At 59.6% G+C, this 17,794-nt stretch carries 15 protein-coding genes and 1 pseudogene; 4 read left to right on the plus strand and 12 right to left on the minus strand.

The window, feature by feature from the left end; translation table 11 throughout:
• The first annotated feature begins 39 nt into the window (after positions 1-39).
• From dapA to EN861_RS29170, 4 genes are read left to right on the plus strand one after another with little or no spacing between them, the layout of a single operon-like run.
• Entirely contained in the window at positions 40-921 is an 882-nt protein-coding gene (dapA, locus tag EN861_RS29155; RefSeq protein WP_135866958.1) for a 4-hydroxy-tetrahydrodipicolinate synthase, read from the plus strand.
• Positions 922-934: 13 nt separating this feature from the next.
• A complete protein-coding gene (locus EN861_RS29160) occupies positions 935-2,338 on the plus strand; it encodes an aspartate ammonia-lyase (RefSeq protein ID WP_135866960.1) in 1,404 nt (467 codons plus the stop codon).
• 13 nt (positions 2,339-2,351) lie between these two features.
• A complete protein-coding gene (locus EN861_RS29165; RefSeq protein WP_135866962.1) occupies positions 2,352-3,161 on the plus strand; it encodes a phosphotransferase in 810 nt (269 codons plus the stop codon).
• A complete protein-coding gene (locus EN861_RS29170) occupies positions 3,158-3,601 on the plus strand; it encodes an Lrp/AsnC family transcriptional regulator (RefSeq protein WP_135866964.1) in 444 nt (147 codons plus the stop codon). Before EN861_RS29165 ends, EN861_RS29170 begins: the two co-directional genes overlap by 4 nt.
• Before the next feature lie 59 nt (positions 3,602-3,660).
• On the opposite strand, the gene EN861_RS36855 is transcribed toward EN861_RS29170, so the two are convergent.
• The 12 genes and pseudogenes from EN861_RS36855 to EN861_RS29230 form a co-directional block, all read right to left on the minus strand.
• Entirely contained in the window at positions 3,661-4,134 is a 474-nt protein-coding gene (locus EN861_RS36855; protein ID WP_348630911.1) for a 2Fe-2S iron-sulfur cluster binding domain-containing protein, read from the minus strand.
• 187 nt (positions 4,135-4,321) lie between these two features.
• Positions 4,322-5,197 carry a 3-keto-5-aminohexanoate cleavage protein gene (locus EN861_RS29180; RefSeq protein ID WP_135866966.1) on the minus strand — a complete coding sequence of 292 codons (876 nt, stop codon included), beginning with the start codon at positions 5,195-5,197 and terminating at the stop codon, positions 4,322-4,324.
• A gap of 12 nt (positions 5,198-5,209) precedes the next feature.
• Positions 5,210-5,695, minus strand: a complete 486-nt coding sequence (locus tag EN861_RS29185; RefSeq protein WP_245512142.1) for a RidA family protein — start codon at positions 5,693-5,695, stop codon at positions 5,210-5,212.
• A complete protein-coding gene (locus EN861_RS29190; RefSeq protein ID WP_245512143.1) occupies positions 5,637-6,956 on the minus strand; it encodes an aspartate aminotransferase family protein in 1,320 nt (439 codons plus the stop codon). The genes EN861_RS29185 and EN861_RS29190 overlap by 59 nt, the downstream gene beginning before the upstream one ends.
• Before the next feature lie 9 nt (positions 6,957-6,965).
• Positions 6,966-9,011, minus strand: coding sequence for an FAD-dependent oxidoreductase (locus EN861_RS29195; protein WP_135867251.1), 2,046 nt, complete (start codon positions 9,009-9,011; stop codon positions 6,966-6,968).
• A 77-nt stretch (positions 9,012-9,088) separates the two neighbouring features.
• Positions 9,089-10,579 (minus strand): aldehyde dehydrogenase, encoded by a 1,491-nt coding sequence (locus EN861_RS29200; protein ID WP_135866968.1) that lies wholly within the window; start codon positions 10,577-10,579, stop codon positions 9,089-9,091.
• A 260-nt stretch (positions 10,580-10,839) separates the two neighbouring features.
• The gene (locus EN861_RS29205) at positions 10,840-11,646 is read right to left on the minus strand and encodes an IclR family transcriptional regulator (RefSeq protein ID WP_135866970.1); all 807 of its coding nucleotides are present in this window, start codon (positions 11,644-11,646) and stop codon (positions 10,840-10,842) included.
• A 12-nt stretch (positions 11,647-11,658) separates the two neighbouring features.
• Entirely contained in the window at positions 11,659-13,017 is a 1,359-nt protein-coding gene (locus tag EN861_RS29210; protein ID WP_135866972.1) for an FAD-binding oxidoreductase, read from the minus strand.
• 4 nt (positions 13,018-13,021) lie between these two features.
• A complete protein-coding gene (locus tag EN861_RS29215) occupies positions 13,022-13,822 on the minus strand; it encodes an ABC transporter permease (RefSeq protein WP_135866974.1) in 801 nt (266 codons plus the stop codon).
• A 2-nt stretch (positions 13,823-13,824) separates the two neighbouring features.
• Positions 13,825-15,126, minus strand: a complete 1,302-nt coding sequence (locus EN861_RS29220; RefSeq protein WP_135866976.1) for an ABC transporter permease — start codon at positions 15,124-15,126, stop codon at positions 13,825-13,827.
• Positions 15,127-15,148: 22 nt separating this feature from the next.
• Positions 15,149-16,198, minus strand: a complete 1,050-nt coding sequence (locus tag EN861_RS29225) for an ABC transporter substrate-binding protein (RefSeq protein WP_135866978.1) — start codon at positions 16,196-16,198, stop codon at positions 15,149-15,151.
• 29 nt (positions 16,199-16,227) lie between these two features.
• Positions 16,228-17,294 (minus strand): annotated as a pseudogene (locus tag EN861_RS29230) (ABC transporter ATP-binding protein).
• Positions 17,295-17,794 lie beyond the last annotated feature (500 nt).

The following is a 17,794-nucleotide window of genomic DNA, read 5'->3' on the forward strand; positions in this document are numbered from 1 at the left end:
ATGGCCACTCATTCCATCAGTGCACTTAGGAGTATTTGAATGTTCAAGGGTTCCATCACCGCGCTGGTCACACCATTTGCTGCTGATGGTCATGTCGATGAGGTCGCGCTCCGTGACCTCATCGGGTGGCAGATCGAGGAAGGATCATCCGGACTGGTTCCATGCGGAACCACGGGGGAAAGCCCTACCCTCAGCCATGCCGAGCACAAGCAGGTTGTCGAGATCACGATCGAAACCGCCAAGGGCCGTGTTCCCGTGATTGCGGGCGCAGGATCAAACAGCACGGCGGAGGCGATAGACTTTGTGCGCCATGCTCAGGACGCCGGCGCCGACGCGGTGCTGATCGTTTCGCCATATTACAACAAGCCGACGCAGGAGGGGGTCTACCAACACTTCAAAGCGATCGATGCCGCGGCAACCGTTCCGATCATCGTCTACAACATTCCAGGGCGCAGCGTCATTGATATCCAGGTCGAGACGCTTGCCCGGATTTTCAAGGATTGCCGGAATGTGACCGGCGTCAAGGACGCAACCGGCAACATTCTGCGCCCTTCGCTCGAACGCATGGCCTGCGGCAAGGACTTCAACCTCCTGTCAGGAGAGGACGGGACGGCGTTGGGCTATATGGTCTACGGCGGTCACGGTTGCATTTCCGTCACCGCCAACGTCGCGCCCCGTTTGTGTGCCGATTTCCAGCGCGCTTGCCTGAACGGGGATTACGCAGCTGCCTTGGACTTGCAGGACCGCTTGATGCCACTTCACCAAGCGCTGTTTCTCGAAACCAATCCTGCCGGACCGAAATACGCCCTGCAACGCCTTGGCCGGATACGCGGGGACCTGCGACTTCCCCTGGTGCAGGTCAGCGCGCCGGTTGAGGCGTCGATCGACGAGGCGATGCGCCACGCAGGTATTTTGGGGTAGGGAGATCAAGAGAATGGCTTTAGACCGCATTGAAGCTGATCTGATCGGGTCCCTCTCAATTCCCGCGGACGCGCTATACGGCGCCCAAACGCGTCGCGCCGAGCTGAACTTTGACGTGTCGGGGCTTCGCCTCGAGGATTTTCCCGAACTCATTCAGTCCATGGCGATGGTCAAGAAGGCCGCGGCCCTGGCAAATCATGAACTGGGGCTTCTGTCTGAAGATAAGGCGCTCGCGATTTCGGGAGCCTGTGACGACCTCATCGCGTTGAAGGGGATCGACGAGAACTTTCCCGTGGACATGATGCAAGGCGGTGCTGGAACGTCCACCAACATGAATGTCAACGAGGTCATCGCCAACCTGGCCCTCATGAGGCTAGGGGCCGATATTGGCGACTACTCGAGGATGCACCCAAACGACGACGTCAACCTCTCCCAGTCGACGAACGACGTTTATCCGACCGCCATTCGCCTGACCGTCCTGCGCGCCTGCGAGGGGCTTGTGTCATCGCAGGTTTGCCTGCGCGACGCCTTTCGAGCCAAGGCAGTTCAGTACGGCAGTGCTTTGAAGGTAGGCAGGACCCAGCTTCAGGATGCGGTGCCGATGATGGTCGGACAAGAGTTCGAAGCGTTTGCAGAGCTCATCGATGAGGACATCGTTCAAGTCCAGCTGGCATCAAGGCTGCTCAAGGAAGTCAACCTTGGGGGATCCGCGATTGGTACGTCCATAAACGTCCCTCGTGGTTTCCCAAGTGCTGCCTGCCTGCATCTCAGCCTGATCTCCGGGTTCGAGCTTCTCTCGGCCCGCAATCTCATCGAGGCGACATCCGACACGGGCGCCTTTGTTTCTTTTTCCAGCGTCCTGAAGCGCATTGCAGTCAAGCTCACGAAGATATGCAACGATCTGCGTCTGTTGAGCAGTGGGCCACGCGGGGGGCTGGGAGAGATCCGCCTGCCGCCGGTGCAAGCCGGCTCGTCCATCATGCCTGGCAAGGTCAATCCCGTCATTCCCGAGATGATGAACCAGATCGGCTTCCAGGTTATCGGAAACGATCTCACGGTGACCCTTGCGGCGAGCGCGGGCCAACTGCAGTTGAATGCGATGGAGCCTGTCATCGTCCTCAACATTCTTCAATCAATGCGAATGTTGACGAGAGGGATGGAGATTTTCAAGCAGCGCTGCATCGACGGTATCGAAGTCGACGTGGATCGTTGCAAGACCCTGCTTGACCAATCTCTTGTTCTCACTACGCCTTTGGCAAAACTCGTCGGATATGGCAAAGCGGCTGATCTGTCGAAGAAGGCTTTGGCCGAGAACCGGGAGCTGCGCCAGGTCATCGAAGAAGAGGGAATTTTGGCGCCCAACCAACTTGACCAGTTGTTCGCGGACAGCGCGGCGTTTGCCAACGTCTCGGCATAACCAAGGAAACAAAATGGCTATTTTTACTGAACTGTCCGATGAAGATCGCATCTCGATTACCGCAGCCTATGGAATGACATCGCTGTCGTCGGTCATCGGGATAGCGGATGGCGACCGGGAAACAACCTATCTTTTTCGGAGCAAGGAAGGCGAGTTCATTGTAACGCTGTTCGAGAACGGTGCTGAACCGCTCGATCTGGAAAGGGCCTTCGCGACAATGGAAATGCTGTACGACAACGGGGTTCCCTGCCCCAGGCCCATGCGAACGGTCGAAGGCGATGCCACCTTTCAGGCGGCAGGGCGCCTGGTTGCGGTCGTGAGTTTCGTGTCAGGATCGGCCACAAGCAACGCGAGCGCCGCCAAGTGCGCAAGTCTTGGCCGCGTGATGGCGCAAATCCACACTGTCTTGGACCGGAGCCCTGAACAGGCCGCAACAGAGCTGCGCACCGGGTCCGTGCATGGTGCGTTGGACCATCAAAACGTTTTCTTCCTGGGCGAAAGCGTGAGCGGGGTCATAAACTTCAGGCTGCGTCACAACGACGTTCTCATCGCTGAAGTCGCTGATGTGCTGGTTGACTGGGCGAGCCAGAGCACCGGCGCGCTCGACAAGGAACGGGCGCGGGCCCTCCTCCAGGGTTATCAGGAGATACGCAAGCTCACCTGTGCGGAAAGCGAAGCGCTGCGGGACTTCGTGATGGCGTCGACCGCCAGGCGCTACGCCAGCCAGACAGACAGGACCTGCCTGCCGCAAGTCGCCGTGATTGCCTATGAGTCGGTTGTCCCTGACATCATTGCTTGTTGCCCTGGCTCCTCCTCGTCATGAAATATCTGCTTGACCGAACGGATGAACAGATACTCGGCGAATTGAAAGCCAACGCACGCATCTCGCACGCTGAGCTGTCAACGAAGGTCAACCTGTCGCGCAACGCGGTGCGCGTGCGTATCGAGCGCCTGGAACGCGAAGGGTTCATCAAGGGATATACGATCGTCACGGGCGAAGGTGGTGGCAACCAGCATGTCACGACAGCGCTGATGTTCGTTTACCGGCATGATCGAATGCGGGGTGGCGACGTCATTCAGGCGTTGCGCAAGATACCCCAGGTCGTCGCATGCGATGTGATGAGCGGCGACTTTGATCTCCTGGTGCGAGTCGAATCGCCTGATGCCGACCGCATTCGTCAGATCTGGCAGCAGATAGCGGAGTTACCTGGGGTGCGCGATACGCTGACTGCGTTCGCGCTCTCTTCAGTCATTCGCAGATGATCGCAGAACCATAGGGGCTCTCGTCACCGGATTCGCGGGAACGGAAATCTGGCGCGCCCTCACGTCGCGTTGGGACGGCGGTGCCATTGTAGTCCAAAACGTTCGCCCTGCCGATCGATCGAGCTTGAGCACACCTTTCGCGCGAGACACGCACGGGATAGACCGACTGTCGCGGCCTGCCTGGACAGGAAAGCATCGCGGTGGATCGGCTGACCTTCCAGCATACCGCATTCGCAGGTCCCGCAAACGCCTTTCTCGCATGAGGCCATGAGCAGCAGGCCCGTCCCTCGAAGTGCCGCGAGCGCGGTCGATCGACAAGAGGGGCGTGAGCGCGCTGCTGCGCGTGAAGTAGTGGAGTTCGTAGCGTCTGCCCTGCCGCTCCAGCGCCCATGCCACTGCCAGGATCGGAGTGGTCCCGTACCTCCCGCCAGAAGCAGGACCGGGCCGCGGCTTTCACCGAGGGGAAATGATTGCGCGGAGCGAAGACCGGCAGCGTGAATCCCGGGCAAACTGTCTTGTGGATCCAGCTTCATCCGCCGCGGCCTGCCTGCTCGAACTTCACCGCAGACGTGTAACGGCTCAAATCCGTCGGGTCGCCGCAGAGCGGATATTGACGCACCTTCCCGTCGACCAAATGGGCATCCACATGGGAACAAAGCAAATCTCGAGTTCCCCTCTGCAAACAGCCTTAGTCTGGCATTGAGCCTTATTTGAGGACTGCTAAGACTTCAAAGCAAGTTGAGATCGTGCTGAAGCAGGGCTGGCGATCGTGGCGCCGAGCCTTTCCAGAAGCCATTTTGCTTTCTCGACGAGTTCAGCATTGCTCTTCACAAGCTCGGTCTTCGACATGCGGATCGTGTCCTCCATGCCGATCCGTACATGGCCCCCGAGCAGGTAAGCTTGCATCAACATCGGGTAAGCGGCGCGGCCGATGCCGAAGCCTGTCCAGATGGCGTCGCGTGGCAGCATGTTGCGGGCGAACATCATGGTCTCAGGCGTCGTCGCGAAGCCGTATTTCACACCAAGCACAAGGCTTGCGAGCGGGGGACCGCGAAACACACCGCTTGCGAGAAAATCGTTGAGGAGATTGATGTCTCCGCTGTCGAAAAGCTCGAACTCGGGCTGGACTCCACAGTCATAGATGATCTCCGCCATCTTCTTGACGTTGGGGGGCGTGTTGATGACGACCTCGCTGCCGAACGTCATCGTATTGAGATCCAAGGTGCAGATGTCAGGCCGCAGATCGCGGATATGCTCGACGCGACGTTCGGCCGTCACGAAATTGGTCCGGGGGCCGGCAATCTTGGGGTCCTCCTCACCGGGCTGGAACCGGCCACCAGGTCCGGTGGTGATATTCAGGATCACCTCCGTATTATTGGCGCGGATCAGACGGACGAGCTCGCGGTAGTGATCGAGTTCCATCGACGGCCGACCGTCGGGATGGCGAACGTGAAGATGCAGGATGGCCGCGCCCGCATCGGCGGCCTCAAGCGCCGAGGCGGCGATTTGTTCCGGCGTGACCGGCAGATTTGCGTTGTCTTGCGGCCTTGTCAGGCTACCGGTCACGGCGCAAGTGATGATGGTGTCCTTCGACATCAGGCTACTCCTTCAGGTTGCAAGGATGGCCGTGGCGGCGATCTCGACGAGAAGGCCATCGTCAATGAGTGCTCCCGCCTGCACCATCGTCGTTGCCGGTCGAATGTCGCCGAAGACGGAGCCGTGGGCTTTGCCGACGGCTTCCCAATCGTTCATGTCGCGCAGGAAAATGCGCGTCTCGACAACATCATCGATGGTGGCGTCGAGTTCGCGCAGCGCCGCACCGATGCGCTTCAGAACCACGATGGTTTGTTGTTCCGCGTCGCCGGGGTGAAGTACCCCGTCGGGTCCAGAGGCGGAAGTGCCCGATACGACAATGATGTTTCCGGCTCGCACGGCCCGGGAGTAGCCGATCGCGGCCCCCCACTTGTTGTTCACGTCGACCCTGGCCCTTTTCAAATTCCGTTCCTTGGTTGTGAATTGGGTACTGGCGGCGTCATCACGCGAAAGGCAGCAATGCTCGGTCGAAGGCCCGCACGATTTCGTCGATATCGGCATCTTCCATGGCGGTGGAGAACGCCATCAACCCATTGCCTGCAATGATCACGCCTTCGTCGAACAACGTCTTGGCGAGGGCCAATACCCGCGCGGCACCATCTGCGGCGAATGTGGAGCGGTAGTCGCTCAACGGTGCGTCCGTCAGGTGGACACGGCGCAGCGAACCCAGTCCGGTAACCTGCCCCTTGATCCCGTGTCGGGCGAAACAGGCACGAATACCCTGGTCGAAGCGATCACCGAGCGCCTCGAGCTTCTCGAATGCGGCGGGGGTCAATTCCTCCAGAGCGGCTATCCCTGCCGACATGGACATGGGATTGGCACTGAATGTGCCGCCATGCGGCACTGCGGGCTGGCCCTTGCTCGGATCGAACACCGACATTACTTCCGCACGGCCGCCGACGGCGCCGATCGCAAAGCCGCCCCCGATAATCTTGCCGAGCGTAGTGAAATCCGGATCGATGTCGAACCGGCCCTGCGCACCATTGTAGCCGAGGCGAAAGGTGATGACCTCGTCGAGGATCAGCAGCGCCCCAAGCTCGCGCGTAACCCGCCGCAGCATCGCCAGATATTCGGGCTTTGCCGGCACCAGCCCTGCGCGATTGGGCATGACGTCGACGAGCACAGCCGCGAGGCTGTTGCCGCTCGCGCGAAGGATTGCCTCGGCCACAGGCGTGTTGTTGAAGGGAATGACGACGACATCGTCGAGCACGCCCTGGGGTGTCCCCTTGGCGGTCGGCACGGATCCCGGCCTGTCGATATCACCCCAGGTGGCGGGGCTGGCGTCCTGGCTTGTCTCGGCCGGATCGTAGGTCCCGTGGTAGGCGCCCTCGCACTTTGCGATCTTCGGTCGGCCGGTATAGGCGCGCGCGGCCTTGATCGCGTTCATCACCGCTTCAGTGCCAGAATTGGTGTAACGAAGCTGCTCGACGGACGGCAGACGTTCGCACAGGATTTCTGACAATCGAATCTCACTCTCGGTAGGCATGCCGAAACATGTGCCGGCTTCGAGCTGCCGTGTGGCCGCCTCCAGGATCCGGCGATTGCCATAGCCATGGATCAGAGAGGTGAAGTTCCCCAAGGCGTCGATCCGGACATGGCAATCGACATCGGTGATCCGGCAGCCATCGCCGCGCCAGGCATAGATTTGATGCGGCTTGCGATAGACGGTCGTGCGCGTGTTCCCGCCAGGCATGACCTCGCGGGCACGGGCATAAAGCTTTTCGGAATTTGGTGTCGCTGGTGCTGACATGAGGTCGCTCATCACATGGTTCTAGCTGGCAAGATTGATCCGCTCTCGACGCAAGGTCGGGTGGCCGTTCTCGAATTCTTGAGCAAAACGGTGGCCTGAATAGACGGCGGCATAGATGGCGGCCGGCGCTTCGCAATCCCCGATGCGTGAGACGCGGCGCAGTCGGCCTGCGTCACCCCTGTCAAGACGGGCGGTCAGCGCTTCAAACAGTTCGTTGCGAGGTAGCCGCGCTGTGACGAGGACAAGGGCCTCGATCTCTCGGTGGCTCGTTGCGCCTGTTCGCGCATCAACGAAGAGGGCCTGGCCTTCATGCGTACCGGTGAGCGCCATGTGCGTAACCATTCCAACGCCACGCTCATATAGCCGCTTTGCTGTTCGAATGTTTTCAAGCGTGTTGATCGTGAAGGAGGACACGTCGGCCGCTGGTGTGACCAGCGTCACATTTTTGCCCATTAGCGCCAGTTTTTCAGCGATCACGGCGCCCATGTAATAGTGGTCGTCGTCATAGACGATAATGCGGCCCGAAGGGATATTGCCGCCCATGATGTCGTCCGGTGTGAACACGGGCACGCTGGCTGACAATGCAAGCGGCTTGAACGCCGCGCGCCCCACGCCATCGGCGCGCCATTGCGATCCAGTTGCCAGCACGACCTCATCGGCGTCAAACTCGAGAACGTCGGCCAATCCGAGATCGCTTTCGAGATAGATCCCGACATTCGAGAGTTTGTCGAGCTGAGTGACGCGCCAGTCGCGGACCCTCAGCCACTCACGCAGGCCCGGCAGCTCGCCCTCGAGGGTCACGCGGCCACCGAGACGGCTTTGACGCTCGGCCAAGGTTACTTGGTAGCCGCGCTGACCGAGCGCCCGGGCGCATTCGAGACCCGCTGGCCCACCGCCAACCACGAGCACGGTTGCATCGCTTGATTTGGTGGAAATTCGTTCGGGATGCCAGCCGCGGCGCCATTCTTCGCCCATGGTCGGGTTCTGCGTGCAGCGCAGGTTCGTCATGGCAAAGTGGCTCGACACGCAGATGTTGCAGCCAATGCACTCGCGGATATCTTCGTAGCGCCCCTCCTCGATCTTCTTCGGCAAGAAGGGATCGGCGATCGAGGGGCGCGCAGCGCCAATCATGTCAAGCACGCCGCGACGGATCAGGCTTGCCATCGTGTCGGGCGAGGTGAAGCGCCCGACCCCGACGACCGGCTTGGTGGTGACGTCCTTGATCCCGGTCATGAACGGCTCGTGGTCGTTCTCCGATGCGAAGCGGGAGGTCGGCGAATCGTCGGCCCAGGTTCCAACGACGAGATCCCACAGGTCCGGCAGTTCGGCGAGCAAGCCTATGGCCTCTATCCCTTCGTCCGCGGCGCGAAGTCCTTCGGGGCCAAACAGTTCATCGATGATCAGACGTACGCTCACCGCGCAGGCATCGCCGCCACCCTCTCGCGTTGCCTCGATCAATTCCTTGAGAAGGCGAACCCGGTTTTTCAGCGAGCCGCCATATTCGTCGGTACGCTGATTGCGGGGCGAAATGAATTGGAAGGCGATGGTGGAAAAATTGCCGTCGACATTGAGGATGTCGAAGCCGGCCTTGCGCGCACGCTGTGCCGCCGCCTTCCACCAGCCCAGCAGTGCCTTGATGTCGGACTTGTCCATGGCACGAACTTGGACCGGATGGTGTCCGCTGACGGGTCTGTCCATCGGGCCGAGCGGCACGTCGCGGGTCATGCGATTGGCATTGTAGTAGGCGGGATAGGCGAGTTGCACGCCGGCGAGAGAGCCGTGCTCGTGAACGGCTTCGACCATCAGGGCGAGCGGCGGGATGTCGCCGTCATCCCACAGCATCTGCAGAACCTCCGGCATCAGATCGCCAGAGGGATGGACCGAGCAATGTTCGGTGTTGACCACCGCCCATCCGCCCTCGGCCTTGATACCGCGCATCGCGGCATGGGCTTGCGGTCGCAAATTGCCCATGCCGTTGCAGTGAGGTGCCTGGTAGAATCGGTTGTGAGCGACAACAGGTCCGATCCGCACCGGCTCGAACAGTATATCGAAGCGTGGATCGCGCATGCATGGCTCTTTCTGTGCCTTCGCCTCAAATAACGACGAAGGGCGTGCTTGGTCAGGGGATGAAGCCAGTACGATCGCTAGGCGCGGATCTTGATCCAGGTTGCCTTGAGCTCGGTGTATTTGTCGATCGCATGCAGCGATTTGTCCCGCCCGAAGCCCGACTGCTTGTAACCGCCAAAGGGCATCGTAATGTTGCTCTCGTCGAAATTGTTGATCCAGACCGAGCCTGCCCGCAGCTGGCGCGCGGTGGACAGCGCGACGTCGATGTTGTCGGTCCATACCGCGGCGGCCAAACCGTAGATGGTGTCGTTGGCGAGCGCGACCGCTTCCTCGGCCCCGGAAAAGGAGATGGTGGCGAGGACGGGGCCGAAGATCTCCTCTTGCGCAATGCGCATCTTGTTGCTGACATTGTCGAAGACGGTCGGCTCGATGTAATAGCCGCCGGTCTCGCTGAGCACACGCTTGCCGCCGGACTTGAGCTCGGCCCCTTCCTTGGAGCCGATATCGATGTAGTCGAGCACACGATCCATTTGAGCCTGGCTGACCATGGCGCCTAGCTTCGTGGCTGCATCGAGGGGATCGCCAACCGTAAGCGTTTTTCCGACCGCGATCACCTTCTCAAGAAACACGTCCTTGATCTTGGCGTCGACGAGAAGACGCGAGCCGGCGTTGCAGACCTCACCCTGGTTGAAGAAGATGCCGTAGGCCGCCGCTGTCGCGGCTTCGTCGAGGTTGCCACAATCGGCCATGACGATATGTGGGGTCTTGCCACCGCATTCGAGTGCGACGCGTTTCATGTTCGACTGGGCGGAATAGCTCATGAAGAGCTTGCCGACTTCAGTTGAACCCGTGAACGTCACAGCGTCGACATCCATGTGCAGGCCAAGCGCCTTGCCCGCGGTCTCGCCAAGGCCGGTGACCACGTTGAACACGCCATCGGGAATACCGGCCTCCGCCGCGAGTTCGGCAAGCCTGATCGCGGAAAGCGGTGACTGCTCGGCAGGCTTGAGAATGACCGAGTTGCCTGCTGCCAGCGCTGGCCCGAGTTTCCAGCATGCCATCAGCAAAGGAAAGTTCCATGGAACGACCGCCGCCACGACGCCGACAGGCTCACGCGTAATCATACCCAGTGCACCGCTGCCGGTCGGAGCAATCTCGTCGTAGATCTTGTCGATCGCCTCGGCGTACCAGGCGATCGTATTGGCCGATGCCGGGACGTCGATTGAGCGCGCGTCGGAGATCGGCTTGCCCATGCTCAAGGTCTCGAGCAGGGCGAGCTCATCACCGTGCTGATGCATCAGCTCCGCGAAGCGCTGCAGCACTTTCTTGCGATCGCTCGGCGAGCGCCGCGACCAGGAGCCCGACTCGAAAGCGCCGCGCGCGGAGCGAACCGCCAGGTCGACATCCGCCGCGTCGCACGACGCTATCTGGGCAAGCGTTGTTCCATTGGCGGGATTGATCGCGTCGAACACCCCACCCGATACCGCGTCCACGAATTTTCCGCCGATGAATGCCTGTTTGCGAAGATTGAGATTTGACGCGGCCTGCCGCCAGTCGATTGCACTCATGGGATTGCCTTTCTCGATAATCGATACATCTATTCAATTAACGAGAAAATAAACCTGTCGGCCGCTTCCTGTCAACACAAGATCGCAATGCTCCACATTGATTTCTCTGAAAACGAGCGCCATCGATGACGTTAGTCAGATATTTCTTATGAATATCTTCGACGACGTTGCGCTAAAAAAAGCTTTTTTATAATAGTATATGCCACAAGAGCGCTTCGGTTACTACCAAACGCTGCCGCACAACCAAGAATTCCCGTGATTCAAGCTGTAATTGTTAACGTATGCCGGAATTGTTTCTCCAGGACCTTAGAGAGTTTCTCCGCCAGGCGCTTGACCATTGCGACATTGATTTCCCGGTTGGTGTCGATAATTCCCTGAATCGTGCCCGTCACGCACAGACTATGCTGCGTTCGCTGCCCATCGATCCTGATCGGTGCGGCGATCGCCGCAAACCCGTCAACATCCTCTCCGATGCAATAAGCCACACCGGTTTTGCGCACGAGTTGCAGCTCTTCCACGAGGACGGCGAAGTCGACTTTGGTCGCAGCCGTGAACCGCTTAAGCGGCTTGTCGAGCATCGAAGCGATGAAGTCCGAATCCTGAAAGGCTAGGATCGCCTTGGCAGAGGCGCCGGCGTGCGCTGGGATTTCATGCCCCGGGACGATGTAGGCCCTGACTAGATCGCCCGGGGCGACCATGTCGAGGCTGCGCACGCTGTCGCCCGACAGTCGCGCGATGAAACAGGCCTGGCCGGTTTTTTCTGAAAGCTCTTGCAAGGTCGGGCGTGCAACGACCTTGAACCAGTCGTCGCTCGCCCCTGAAAAGAGCAGTCTTTCCAGCCGTCGCCCGAGCTTGAAATTGGCCGCGCTTGGGCCGCTCTGCTCGATCAATTCAACATCAGCCAAGCTCTTCATCAGCCGGTAGGCCGAAGCTTTCGGCAGGTCGAGCATCTCGCCGACGGCGGTTCCCGAGATGCCGGCTGGAAAGCCGGCGACGATCTCAAGAATACGCACATAGCGCTCCAGAGGCTTTTCAACGGCCGCTTTGATGGTCGGAGTCTTCGTCATGATGTATGCGCTCTAGCCCCTTGCGATTCGATCATCATGCCAGTCGAAATAGCGCATGGCCAACGGCACAAACCACGGCGAGCCGTTAAAGAAAGGCGCGGTCGGGAATTTTTCGACATCAAAGGCCGAGGACAGGTCCCCTTGCTGGAGAATTCGGGCCGCAAGTTTTTCCCCGAAATGTGTTCCAAGTGGAATGCCTGCAAAGTTGTAGCCAAGGGCGAAGTGTACCCCGTCCTTGACGCCAATATGGGGCATGAAATCGAAAGTTCCGGCGCAGTGCCCGGTCCAGGCTCGACTGAGGCGGACCCCTTTGAGGTCCGGCAGAATTCTCACAAGGCGTTCGCGTAGCGCACCGGCGAGCGGCGTCGCCGTCGGGCTCGCTGTACCAGTCATGCCGCCAAACAGAATGCGGCTTGAATCAGGTGCGGGGCGAATAAAATCGATGTTCATCCTGGTGTCGAGATAGGTGCGGCGGCGCGGTATTACCTTGTCGATTGTTTCCGGTGGCAACAGCTCGGTCGCGACAACAAAGCCGCGGAAAGGAATGACCCGCCTTGCGAGCCATTTGAGGTCGCGGCTCGTATAACCGTTGGTGGCGACAATGACATGAGGGGCAGCGATGGTTCCTTTTGAAGTTCGAACAGTTTTCCCGCTCGCGCCATGCTCGACGCCCACCACATTGGTGAGAGGATACAGCCTGACACCAGCATCGAGCGCCTTGCGGACAAGACCCGCGTGATAAAGCCCGGGATGAATCGAACCGAGATCCGGAATGATCGCCCCGCCATGGTAGCTGTCGGAGGCGATTTCCGTATGAACTTCATGGTTCTCGACCACGGAATAGTCGAACCCGACGGCCTGTCGGGTCTGTTCAAGTTCGGCAATCAAAGCTCGAAAATGGGCTTTCGAATTGGCGCCAATGAAGCGGCCACAGGTCTGGTAGTGGCAATCGATACGCTCACGCTCGACGAAGGCCTGGACGCCGCGCAAAGCAGCATCAAGCTCACGATAGACCTTTACCGCGTACTCGCGCCCCGACCTCGCCGCCAGCCATTCGACGGACCGCTTTAAAGTGCGCCCGACAAAACCGGCGTTGCGGCGCGCAGCGCCCTCGCCGATCCTTTGTGCGTCGAAAACAGCAACGTCGCAGCCCGAGCGGGCCAGATGAAGCGCGGCGACCAGGCCCGTGATGCCACCGCCAACGATGACGACATCAGCCCTGCCGCCAAGGCTGACCGGTTCCGTGTTCTCGTTGGATGCGGGCAGTGGCGCCGCAGACCACCAGTAAGGTTCCTCGAGATAATCATCGGCGAACAATTCGGCTTGCGCAGCACCAATCTTCCCGATGTCTGGCGACATGATGTGCAGCATGAATTCACCTTTTCTTGTTAGCGTTATAGGCCACGGCCATCAGGCAACTCGTCAGGATGATCATCACCGCGGCGGCAGCCAGGATCGTCGGATCGAGTTGTTCACGCAGCCCCGTGAACATTTGTTTTGGAAGTGTTCGCTGCTGAGGTCCGGCAATAAACAGGACCATCACCACTTCGTCGAATGACGAGGCGAAGGCAAAGACCGCGCCCGCCGCGACGCCCGGCGCGATGATTGGAAGCATCACCGTTCGAAAGGCCGTCACGCGGCCGGCACCGAGGCCTGCCGCGGCCCGCATCAGGTTGAAGTCGAAGCGCGTCAGTGTCGCCGTGACGGTGATAACAACGAAGGGTGATGCCAGAATGGTGTGGGCAATAACGACGCCGGCGTAGGAATAGTTCAGCCCGAGCGGCGAAAAGAAAATGAACAGCCCGAGGCCGAGCACGACGACGGGAACGATCATCGGCGAGATCGCAAGCGCCATCACGGCTGTCCGGAAAGGAAACCGTGGATTGACAAGCCCGATAGCCGCGAGTGTGCCCAAAGTCGTGGCCACGACGGTGGTGGACATTGCAATCACCAGACTGTTGACCATTGCCCCGGTCCACAGGGGTGACGAAAAGAGCTGTGCGAACCAGCGAAGAGACAGCGCACGGAATGGGTAGGTGAACCAGGGATCGGCATTGAACGAGATCGGAAGAGCGACCGCCAGCGGCAGCATCAGCAGCAGAAGAACGACCCCCACAAACGCATAGAGCGGTATGCGAATGTAAGTCGGAAACTCGGAATAGACGCGGCGCCCCATGTTTATATCCGATCCGATGAGTGACGCGCGACGTGTCTCGCAAGCGGGAGAGCAACAAGGCCTGCCCCAAAGATGAGTACGGTACTGAGCGCCGAAGCGAGCCCCCAATTCAAATCCTCATTGGTAAACCTGGCAATGAAGAAGCTCACCATCTGATCGGACGGTCCACCCACCAATGCTGGCGTCAGATAGAAGCCGAGACACAGCACGAAAGTGAGAAGGCCGCCGGCGGCAATGCCTGGAACCGCCTGCGGCAGAAAAATCGTCGCATGTGCCAGGAGTGGGCCGGCGCCGAGGCTGCGGGCGGCCTTGACCTGGTTCACCGGAATCGCCCGCATCACGCTGATCATGGGCAACACGGTGAACGGCAGCTGAATCTGGATCATCGCGACGATCGTCGCCATGCGGGTGTAAAGAAGGGACAGCGGCTCGGAAATCAGTCCCGTTCCCGCCAGGGCATTGTTGAGAACGCCGTTTGTCTGAAGGAAGACGATCCACGACATTGTTCGAACCAGGAGCGAGGTCCAGAATGGAAGGAGAATGAAGAACAGCAGAACCGCGGCTGTCCGCCCACTGGAATTGGCGATGACATACGCGAGCGGGTATCCGATCACGATCGTGAGGCCCGTCACGACAAGGCTGATCAGGATCGTCCTGAGATAGATCGACTGGAAATCGTAGCTCGTTTCCTGGGACAATCGACCATCGGCGTCTATCTTCACGGGAAAGCCCGTCGCCCAGCGCAAGTAGAAGGCGCTGTAGCGACCGTTGTAATGCTTGATGATGCTCCAGACACCGCTTTGACCCCACGCCGGGTCTGCCTTGATCAATTGGGCCTTCCAGGCCTCGGGGGCGGCGCGGTCGAAATCCTCGGAAAGCGTCCGCTGCGCGTTGAGGATGATGTTCGCCCCGCGGGACAATTCGTAACCCATTCGACGCCCTAGCGGGCGCACCGATCCAGCATGCCCTGCGGCCTCAAGCTCCTGTCCGAGCATCATATAGACGGCGGCGTCCGGGAGGTCATCTCCGTCCCAGGCCTGAAGCGCCTGCGTTGTAAGCGGCAGCGCTTTCCAAATTTCCCGGTCAGACACCGCCGTGTGTATGATTGACCCTATCGGAATAACTAGAAACAAAAGTAGGAAAATCATGAGGGGCGCCGCTGGAAGAGCAGCCCTGACTGCCCTCCGATTGTTGTCCCTCCTGATCGTCGAGCGAACGACGACATGAGCCGCCGGCGACGCTACCTGTGGCGCGGTATTGGTCTGCGTCATTACCAAGCCAACGTCGCCGTACGGCAGTGTCATCCAGGAGCTCCCGTGGTCAGAATTACTGGGAAATCCAGCTGGAGAAGCGGGCGTTCAGCGCGTCGCCGTTTTTTGCCCAGAATGATCCGTCCTGGGCCAAGGCGCCCTCGCTGTTTTGCGGGGCAGACGGCAAGTTCGGCAGTACGTCCTTGGCGACCAGATCGCTGGCTGCCTTTACGGTCGGCCCGTACGCGATGTGATTGCTCAAGGCAGCGTTAACGTCTGGCTTGACGCTGAAAGCGACGAAGTCTTTTGCAGTTGCCAGGTTCTTGGAGCCGGTCGGGATGACCCACATATCAAAGCCACGGATCTGATTGGTCCAGGCAATCCCCAGATCGGCGTTTTCCTTTGTGTTGGCGTCGGCGATGCGGCCATTCCAGGCCAGCGTCAACTTGACTTCCCCGGATTTGAGAAGCTGCGGCGGCTGCGCGCCAGCCTCCCACCAGACGATGTCTTTTTTGATCGTGTCGAGCTTCTTGAACGCTTGATCGACACCGGCGGGAGTTGCAAGTGTCTTGTAGACGTCCGATGGCGCGACGCCATCCGCTATGAGCGCGACTTCGAGGGTGTCCACCGGGCTCTTGCGAAAGCCACGTTTGCCGGGGAAGCGGGTCGTGTCAAAGATGTCCGCCAGTTTGGTGGGCGCCGTTGGGAATGCCTGCTTCTGGAACGCCAGGACCGTGGCATAGACACTGGTTCCCACGGCGCAATCAGTCAGAGCACCATCCACAAGGCCGGCGGCCTTGAAGCCCGCATCGCCGCCGATTTTTTCAAGCAAGCCCTGATCGCAGGCGGTCGCGCCTGTTTGCGGATCGACGTCGATGACATCCCAGGCAACATTGCCGCTATCGACCGTGGCACGCAGCTTGGCCAGTTCGCCGCTCCATGTATCCTGGGTCACGGTGATGTTCTTTGCTTTCGCGTATGGATCGAGGAAAGCCTTTGTCTGTGCCTCCTGTAGGGCACCACCCCAGGACACGACGGTAAGTCCGTCTGCCAGCGCTGGTAAACTAGCTGCGCTCAGGACAAGCCCAACAAGGCATGAATGCTTGAACGGATTCGCTCGTAACATGTGACTTCCTCTCTGGATGTTCGGTTGTGTTATCTGCCGTCAAGCGCCCAGGCATCGTGCGGCTCCCAGTCGAGAAGGACAGGGCTGCCCATCTCCATCTGGACTTCTAACGATGATGAACTCTTCGCAATCAACCGTTCCCCGCCCGGCAGTTCGACGTGGATCCGGAACTGGTCGCCGCAATAAATGATGTCGCTGACTTGCCCACTCAGCGTCCCGGCGCGGTTTTGTCCGGTAATGCGGACGCTCTCTGGCCTGATGGCAATCGTCGCTCGTTGATCAACCTTGGTGTGAACGCTGCTGCGCGCCCAAACCTCCTGGCCACTCGGCAGCCTTGCGCGCACCAGGTCGCCTTCGATCGAGATGACATCTGCGCCCAAACAATTGTTGTCGCCAACGAACTCGGCCACGAAGCGATTGGCCGGACGTCCATATATATCCTGCGCTGAACCGATTTGCTGGATGCAGCCGTCGTTAAAGATGGCGATCCTGTCGGACATCGTCAGCGCTTCGTGCTGATCGTGCGTCACGTAGACGACTGTCAGGTCAAGCCGATCGGCGATCCGACGGATTTCGAGCTGCAAGTCCTCGCGCAGCTTTTGTCCAAGGCGCCGAGCGGCTCATCCATGAGCACCAGACTGGGTTCGAAGACAAGCGCTCGCGCAAGCGCCACTCGTTGCTGCTGGCCGCCCGACAGGGCCGTGGGCTTGCGTAGCGCAAGGTTCGAAAGTTGGACCATCGCCAGCGCTTCGCCGACGCGAGTGGCGATCCGCTCCTTGGAGGAGCCTCGCACCCGCAAGGAATAACCAACATTCTCAGCGACTGTCATGTGCGGGAAGAGGGCATAGTTCTGGAACACCATGCCGATGTTGCGCTTTTCCGGCGGCTTGTCCTGGATCGGCCGCCCGTTGAGGGTGATTTCACCCGCTGACGGATATTCGAAGCCAGCGAGCATCATGAGCGTCGTCGTCTTGCCCGATCCCGACGGCCCCAAAAGCGTCAGGAATTCACCCTTCGCGATGTCAAGGTTGAGATCGCGAACCACGAAGCTATGGCCATCATATGTCTTGGATATGCAGGTCATGCCGACATGCATCGGGGGGTGAACCATGGCTGAAGGCGCTTGTCCCATTTGCTTTGTTCTCGATTATTGAGAATCAATATTGAATATCGAGAATAGAAGCATTCGGGTTGGCCTGCGTCAATCCCCTATGCTCAAATTCTGACCGGATGGGGTTGTTGCATTCACATTGTGCATTGCAGCATTTCTCAGTGCACCGGATCAGCTTTGGCGGCGGGCTTGATCGAACACACCCGTATCAATCGGCCTATGCGCAGAATCCGACCCCCGCTACAGGACGGCCGAATTAAGCTGGGACGCGGCGGATAGCGGCATCATTTGCACGCTCTCTGGGCGCAGGCATTACTGTCGAACGATCGATTACCCTCGACTTTGATCGTACTCGGGCCGAACGGACCAGTTTGTGGGCGGTCCGTGATTTTGCAGCGCGCCACGCTCGCGCGCAGCCGGCAAAAGCATCATACCCGCGGCGACACTGCGGTCGTGCCGCTGGATCATGCGCAAGGGCGCCCGAG

The organism is Mesorhizobium sp. M8A.F.Ca.ET.218.01.1.1, assembly GCF_004791165.1.
Taxonomy (GTDB): Bacteria; Pseudomonadota; Alphaproteobacteria; order Rhizobiales; family Rhizobiaceae; genus Mesorhizobium.

Excerpts from the sequence above, each read along its gene's own strand:
- EN861_RS29165 (WP_135866962.1), top strand. The coding sequence starts at position 2,352 with ATGGCTATTTTTACTGAACTGTCCGATGAAGATCGCATCTCGATTACC.
- EN861_RS29210 (WP_135866972.1), bottom strand. The coding sequence starts at position 13,017 with ATGCTGCACATCATGTCGCCAGACATCGGGAAGATTGGTGCTGCGCAA.
- EN861_RS29160 (WP_135866960.1), top strand. The coding sequence starts at position 935 with ATGGCTTTAGACCGCATTGAAGCTGATCTGATCGGGTCCCTCTCAATT.
- dapA (WP_135866958.1), top strand. The coding sequence starts at position 40 with ATGTTCAAGGGTTCCATCACCGCGCTGGTCACACCATTTGCTGCTGAT.
- EN861_RS29200 (WP_135866968.1), bottom strand. The coding sequence starts at position 10,579 with ATGAGTGCAATCGACTGGCGGCAGGCCGCGTCAAATCTCAATCTTCGC.
- EN861_RS29220 (WP_135866976.1), bottom strand. The coding sequence starts at position 15,126 with ATGACACTGCCGTACGGCGACGTTGGCTTGGTAATGACGCAGACCAAT.
- EN861_RS29185 (WP_245512142.1), bottom strand. The coding sequence starts at position 5,695 with ATGCCGATATCGACGAAATCGTGCGGGCCTTCGACCGAGCATTGCTGC.
- EN861_RS29205 (WP_135866970.1), bottom strand. The coding sequence starts at position 11,646 with ATGACGAAGACTCCGACCATCAAAGCGGCCGTTGAAAAGCCTCTGGAG.
- EN861_RS29180 (WP_135866966.1), bottom strand. The coding sequence starts at position 5,197 with ATGTCGAAGGACACCATCATCACTTGCGCCGTGACCGGTAGCCTGACA.
- EN861_RS29215 (WP_135866974.1), bottom strand. The coding sequence starts at position 13,822 with ATGGGGCGCCGCGTCTATTCCGAGTTTCCGACTTACATTCGCATACCG.
- EN861_RS29190 (WP_245512143.1), bottom strand. The coding sequence starts at position 6,956 with ATGAGCGACCTCATGTCAGCACCAGCGACACCAAATTCCGAAAAGCTT.
- EN861_RS36855 (WP_348630911.1), bottom strand. The coding sequence starts at position 4,134 with ATGAAGCTGGATCCACAAGACAGTTTGCCCGGGATTCACGCTGCCGGT.
- EN861_RS29170 (WP_135866964.1), top strand. The coding sequence starts at position 3,158 with ATGAAATATCTGCTTGACCGAACGGATGAACAGATACTCGGCGAATTG.
- EN861_RS29195 (WP_135867251.1), bottom strand. The coding sequence starts at position 9,011 with ATGCGCGATCCACGCTTCGATATACTGTTCGAGCCGGTGCGGATCGGA.
- EN861_RS29225 (WP_135866978.1), bottom strand. The coding sequence starts at position 16,198 with ATGTTACGAGCGAATCCGTTCAAGCATTCATGCCTTGTTGGGCTTGTC.